Genomic DNA, 6,492 nt, shown 5'->3' with positions numbered 1-6,492 from the left:
GCGTGGGCGCTCCCCGAAATTCGTGCCAGATAAACACGCCCCACAAAACAGCGATGATGGTTGCTCCCTGCCCCAGCCCATAACTGATAGCATAACCAGCCGCCCCCGATGCCAGTAAGCTCGACGCCATACCCAGACACCACACCATGCCACCCAGCATCCCGATGCGATGGTTGCGTCGGCTCACATCACTATAAAAAATATCGCCGTCGGCAGGTTTGCTGGCAAAGCGACGCAGGATGGGCAGGAATAATGGCGTACTGACGACAACTCCCAGGGCAAATAGAACTAAGGCCGTATAGGGCGTTAGCAGACCCGACGCAGGCCTGGCGAAGTCCGTTGTCATGGATTTAGCGACGAAGTAGAAAAAGAAACTCATTAGAAACCCGCCTACCAGCGAGGCTACCAGCCCTTGTGTACTAACCGATCCATCTTTTGCTCCTTTTGCCCGATAGGCCATTGCACTAAATACAACCGCCAGAAATATGGAAAAGACCCCACCCGACAACAGGCTAACATTGCCTATGGGCGATAGGATATAATTGACTACAACACCCAGAATAAGCGCCAGTCCAATACCCACGGGCATTGCGACCGATAATCCTGCCAATTCAATGCCCACCACGATAAGTATATTGGCGATGTTAAATACGAAGCCACCGACTAGTGCATACAACAGACTTTGTGTATCGCCCTGTTTAATATCACTCAGAAACGATCGTCCCGAATCACCAAAGCTGCCAAATGTAAAGGCCAGGATCAGGCTCAACAGTAAAATTCCGTAGGTATAATCGCGGTAAAAAATAGTGGTTGGTACTGATTGAGTGGCCAGTTTTTGTGTGTTGGCCCATGAGCCCCAGCAGAGCATTGTCAGAAAGCAGACAACAACAGCTACTGGGTAGTACGTGATGATAAACATATAAGGTTGAAGTGTTTAGGCAAGGAGTAGCGCAAGCTACGAAATATACATAGTATGGCAAAATGCTAACTCAATCGAAAATCAGCACAAAGAATAAAGTTCCGACTGGCGGTTGCCTACCTTTGTATCCATGAATTACATCTATCTGTTCTTTGCCTTCATTGTCGGTTTAGCCATTACTGTTCAGGCGGGCGTTAATGCCAATTTGCGTCAGGCAATGGCTAACCCTATTCTGGCCGCTATTATTTCGTTCGGTTCCGGATTTATAGCCCTGGTGCTGATGTTTCTGGCTACAGGCGGGTCAACTCCTTCATTCGAAACGATAAAGCAGATTAGCTGGTGGAAATGGACAGGGGGCGTTATGGGCGCTATTTACATGATCACGGTTATCGTCAGCGTGCAAAAAATAGGAACGGCGAATATGGTTAGCTTAAGCGTAGCGGGGCAACTATTAGCAGCCCTCATTCTGGATCATTATGGCCTACTAGGCTTTTCGATTCACCCGGCCAACACCTGGCGGTTACTCGGTGTCGGACTGATCATTGCTGGGGTACTGCTGGTGGTGAAAAATTAATGGATAATGTAAAATGGATAATGGATAACGATTGATGAGAACAAGACTGTTGACTCATTGTTCATTCTACATTACTCATTGTTCATTACTCATTATGCCAATCAACTACCGCTTCTACCCCTCACTGCTAAACACGTTCTCGCGCTACTTAACAGGGGGAAACCTTTCAGTACATGAGTTGATCGACTCCATCAATCGGGTTCCTACACCAACCACGGCGGCTCAAGAACGGGGCATCTCCTTTGAAGAAGCCATTGTAAAGGGGACCAACGAAGATCGGTTCAACGCTGAGATTGTTGCCAAAGTCCGTAAACTTCTCCCTCGCCCCATTGTCGATACACAGGTGTTTTGCCAGTGGGAAATTGACGATGTGCTGTTCTATGGCTATGTCGATCTGATTGGCAAATTCAAAGCCGTCGATCTGAAAACAACAGCTTCCTACCAGCCAGGACGCTTCGTACATAACCACCAGAATCTATATTTGCACGCGCTGAAACGGAAAGGCATCAAACTGATGGAGTACGTCATTACGGATTTTAACGACGTCTATGTAGAAAGCTACGCCTTAACGCACCCTATCGACAGACAGTTGGAGGAAATTCGACTATTCAAGGCGTTTCTGGATGAACACCGACCCCTCATCACGGATAAAAAGATATTTGTCGCTCCCGGTGAGGATGCCGATGCGGGCCGTAGACGATACTAGTTCGCTCGGTTTCGTTGTACCTTGCGTTCATGCTTCAGCAAACGCTTCATCTCTATCAACGGGCTTATCGGGGACTGTCGCCATCGGTATGGTTACTGGCGGGTGTGATGCTCATTAACCGCTGTGGCACCATGGTATTGCCGTTTATGACGCTTTACCTCACGCAGCATCTCCATTTTTCAGTTACAGATGCGGGCATTGTCATGGCCATTTATGGGGCCGGAGCATTTGTGGGCACATTCCTCGGCGGGCGCTTAACCGACCGGTTCGGCTTCTACTACATTCAGTTAATTAGCCTGATTTTTGGTGGACTGGCCCTGGTACTTCTCCAGTTTGTTGTGAATTTTTATGCTCTTTGTGGGAGTGTATTTATTTTCACCTTATTTGGCGATGCCTTCCGACCTGCCAACCAGGCTGCTATTGCCCACTATTCCGACTCGGAAACACGTACTCGGGCCTTCTCGCTCAATCGGCTGGCAATTAACCTCGGCTGGGCAGTTGGCGGAGGATTGGGTGGCTGGTTAGCCAGCATCAATTACAGCCTTCTCTTCTGGGCTGATGGACTGACCTGTTTAGTAGCGAGCCTGGTGCTGTGGTTGTATTTACCTGATCCAGCAATAGCCAGAAAGGTTAACGAAACAACGATAGTAGCCGTAGATGAAGCCGGTTTGCCAGATAAAAGTCCTTACCGGGATACGCTATTCGTTGGCTTTGTGGTTTGTGCCGCGCTATATTTTGTGGTATTCATGCAGTTGTTTTCGATTGTGCCGCTGTTTTTCAAAGAAGTGCTACATATGACTGAGCGCCTGATTGGCAGCCTGATGGCACTCAACGGCATCATCATTGTGGTGGTCGAAATGGCGTTGGTTTATAGTCTTGAGCAGCAAAAACGGTCGAAAATCAACCTGATTATAATGGGCGTTATGCTGACATCAATATCCTATATCGCGCTGACAATACCGACCAGTAGCGTATTTTCTGGATTACAAATCGCCCTGCTATTCATTGTATTGGGTACGCTAAGCGAAATGCTGGCCATCCCCTTTATCCAGTCATTTTCGGTTGAGCGATCTACTCCGGCAACCCGAGGTCAATACTTAGCTTTATATTCAATGGGTGGCGCACTTGCCCAAACTACAGCCCCGGCATTTGGCTCACTTATAGTAGCAAATTTCGGATTCACGACACACTGGCTGATTTTAGCCGGAATTGGCCTGGTATCAGCAGGTGGTTTTTGGTGGCTGGGGAAGCAGTTGAAAAGCAGCCCGAGCGAAGTTCTCATTGGGCAGTAACTGACTAAGGGACTAATTGGCAACAACAAGATCGTTTACACGTGAACATACTTTTCGTTTGCAGCCGAAATCAATGGCGTAGCCCGACCGCAGAAGCGATTTATAAACGCGATCAGAACCATACGGTTAAGTCAGCGGGAACGTCAGCATCGGCAAGAATTAAGGTAACGGCAAAACTCCTACAATGGGCAGATGTAGTGTTTGCTATGGAGAAACGTCATAAACAACGGTTACTGGAAAGCTTTCCTTCTGAAGCTTCAGACAAGTCAATTATCGTCCTGGATATTCCAGACAATTATCCGTTTATGGATCCCGAACTAATCTGCATTCTCAAAAATGAAATTTCACCGTATTTAGATGATGATAAAGAATAAGCTCGTCAGTAAAGAATGAACTTGTTCTATCTTCGATACGGCCTCAACCGACTTTCTTTACGAACTTTGCAAAAATAAAGAGTGAATAAGCGCAAGAGTAAATGAGTGATGACGCCAGTTTCGCTCTTTCGCTCTTTCACTCATAACCCTTTCGCACTTTCGCTTTGAAACTCTGGCAAAAAGAAGGCGTTACTACCGCCGACCAAATAGAACGCTTCACCGTCGGGCGCGACCGTGAAATGGATCTCTACCTCGCTCCGTTCGATGTGTTGGGCAATCTCGCCCACGCGCAAATGCTCGAAACAATTAATCTGCTGACTAAGGCCGAATTAAGTCAGTTGACAGCTGAATTGAAGAAAATATACCAGCAAATTGACGCCGGGCAGTTTGTGATTGAAGAAGGGGTTGAGGATGTTCACTCCCAGGTTGAATTGATGCTCACACGAGCATTAGGCGATACGGGAAAGAAAATTCATTCAGGCCGGTCACGCAACGATCAGGTGCTTGTCGATATGAAGCTCTTCACCCGCGACCGGCTCTGGCAGGTAGCCGAGAGCGTGCAGCGCGTATTCAACCGACTGGTGAGCCGGTCCGAACAACACAAAGATGATTTAGTGCCGGGCTATACGCACCTACAAATTGCGATGCCGTCATCGTTTGGATTGTGGTTTGGCGCGTATGCTGAAGCCCTGGCCGATGATATGCTGACGCTTCAAACGGCCTACCGGCTTGCCAACCGAAATCCGCTTGGTTCAGGGGCAGGCTACGGCTCTTCATTTCCGCTTAACCGAACCCTTACAACTGAATTGCTGGGCTTCGAAGGCATGCACGTTAATGTCGTATACGCCCAAATGAGTCGGGGTAAAACCGAACAAACGGCACTGACCGCACTCGCTGCCGTAGCCGCCACGATCTCGCGGATGGCCATGGATATTTGCCTGTACAACAGTCAAAATTTCGGTTTCCTGACTCTACCCGATGGCCTGACGACCGGCTCCAGCATTATGCCGCACAAGAAGAACCCGGATGTAGCCGAACTACTGCGGGCTAAAACCAACCGCATGAAAGCGCTGCCGATGGAAGTAACGCTCGTCATGAGTAACCTCCCTTCTGGCTATCACCGCGATATGCAGTTGCTGAAAGAAATTCTAATGCCTGCTTTCGACGAAATCCTGGATTGTCTGAGCATTACCGATTTCATGCTCGAACACATTCAGGTCAAACCCAATCTGCTGGATGATCCTAAATACGATCTGTTATTCAGCGTTGAACGGGTAAATGAGTTGGTATTACAAGGCGTGCCCTTCCGCGAAGCCTATCGAACCATTGGGAAGGAAATTGCCGAACATACCTACCATCCACCCCGCGAATTGCATCACACGCACAAGGGCAGTATCGGTAATCTTGGCAATGATCTGATCAGCGAGGCAATGGAAAAGGCAATGGCTGGTTTCGGGGTAAACAAAGCACAACTGGCTATTGAGCAGTTATTGGCCTGAAAGGTATTCGAGGAGTAAGTGGAATGAGTGCAGTAGGTCATACGAATCAGACCTACTGCACTCATTCCACTTACTCCACAAAACTACTCCACCCGATACGCAACCAGACTATTCTTGTAAAACGTGGGAACAATCAGTAGTTTTTTCCTGGCGATGTAGTCAATATCCGCCGAATTGATTTTTGCTTCACGTGTATCCAGCAACTGTTCTTTTGTACCGTCGGCACTAATGTGAAAAATCTGTCCGTTCCAGTCCGAAACAAAATAGTTGCTTTTGCCTTCAGGCACAATACCATCTGTATTAGCCATGCCGTCGGCTAGTTTCGTTATCGCTTTTGTAGACAGATCTACCGATTGCAAGGCCCCGATTTTAGTGCTCCCAATTAGGAGTTTACCCTTGCCAACGGCCAGCAGTCCGTTGGGCTTATTAAGTTGTTCGCCTTCCATAAAAATCTCCCATTTACCATCCTGCAGGCGGTAGATTTTGTCGTTTCGGTTATCGGAAACGTACACCGTTCCATCTTTTACTACCGTTACGTCATTTAAGAAACTGTCTTTCCCAACAGCATCCCAGGTTTTCTCGGCCTGTCCATTTTCGGTATTGATACAAACCAGACGGTACACATCGGTTACATAAAGCTTATTTTTATGTAGCCCCATTCCTTTAGGAGCATTCAGTCCCGATGTCCAGCGCAGGTTTTCGATTTTACCATCCAGCGACACTCTAGAAATGAAGCCACTTCCATCAAGATCGCCAGGTTTTCCATCGATATTGGCTACATAGATCGTACTTTTTCCATCGTAAAGAACAGATTCAGGTGTACGGAGCGTCGTATCCGTTTCCCATACTTTTACCAGTTTCATAGGTTTCGGCTTAGCAAGTGTAGGTGTCAACGCGAGCAGGCCAATACTGGCAGTTGCCATAACGGCCCAAAATGTAGATTTCTTCATCTTCTATTGATTATCAATTAATTGAAAAAAATTAGTTGTAACATGCCGGGTTAACATGCGCCTTATGGAGAATACCTAAAAGGTACAATATGACTTTTCTAATTGTCTACCAATTTTCTATGCTAAAAGGGAAACAATCTGAAATCGAGGGTGTTTAAAATCCTGCACGCTAAAAAAA

7 protein-coding genes are annotated in these 6,492 nt (G+C 47.3%); 5 read left to right on the top strand and 2 right to left on the bottom strand.

What is annotated here, in order from left to right; all coding sequences use genetic code 11:
* The coding region (locus tag ACYVGO_RS35430) for a GRP family sugar transporter (RefSeq protein ID WP_460973410.1) at positions 1–919 on the bottom strand (919 nt) is incomplete at its 3' end.
* A 130-nt stretch (positions 920–1,049) separates the two neighbouring features.
* Here ACYVGO_RS35430 and ACYVGO_RS35425 point away from each other — a divergent pair.
* From ACYVGO_RS35425 to argH, 5 genes are all read left to right on the top strand, one after another.
* Complete coding sequence (locus ACYVGO_RS35425; RefSeq protein WP_142775258.1) at positions 1,050–1,493, top strand: DMT family transporter; 444 nt, start codon at positions 1,050–1,052, stop codon at positions 1,491–1,493.
* Positions 1,494–1,587: 94 nt separating this feature from the next.
* The gene (locus ACYVGO_RS35420; protein WP_460973409.1) at positions 1,588–2,199 is read left to right on the top strand and encodes a PD-(D/E)XK nuclease family protein; all 612 of its coding nucleotides are present in this window, start codon (positions 1,588–1,590) and stop codon (positions 2,197–2,199) included.
* A gap of 29 nt (positions 2,200–2,228) precedes the next feature.
* Entirely contained in the window at positions 2,229–3,491 is a 1,263-nt protein-coding gene (locus ACYVGO_RS35415) for an MFS transporter (protein ID WP_460973407.1), read from the top strand.
* 41 nt (positions 3,492–3,532) lie between these two features.
* Positions 3,533–3,865: a low molecular weight protein tyrosine phosphatase family protein gene (locus ACYVGO_RS35410; RefSeq protein WP_460973406.1), complete on the top strand. Its 333-nt coding sequence runs from the start codon at positions 3,533–3,535 to the stop codon at positions 3,863–3,865.
* Positions 3,866–4,029: 164 nt separating this feature from the next.
* The gene (argH, locus tag ACYVGO_RS35405; protein ID WP_460973405.1) at positions 4,030–5,364 is read left to right on the top strand and encodes an argininosuccinate lyase; all 1,335 of its coding nucleotides are present in this window, start codon (positions 4,030–4,032) and stop codon (positions 5,362–5,364) included.
* An 83-nt stretch (positions 5,365–5,447) separates the two neighbouring features.
* On the opposite strand, the gene ACYVGO_RS35400 is transcribed toward argH, so the two are convergent.
* Positions 5,448–6,314: an SMP-30/gluconolactonase/LRE family protein gene (locus ACYVGO_RS35400; protein WP_460973404.1), complete on the bottom strand. Its 867-nt coding sequence runs from the start codon at positions 6,312–6,314 to the stop codon at positions 5,448–5,450.
* Positions 6,315–6,492 lie beyond the last annotated feature (178 nt).

Source organism: Spirosoma migulaei, from assembly GCF_054776855.1.
The sequence above is the reverse complement of the archived record's forward strand: the minus strand, read 5'-3'. Positions and strand labels throughout refer to the sequence as shown.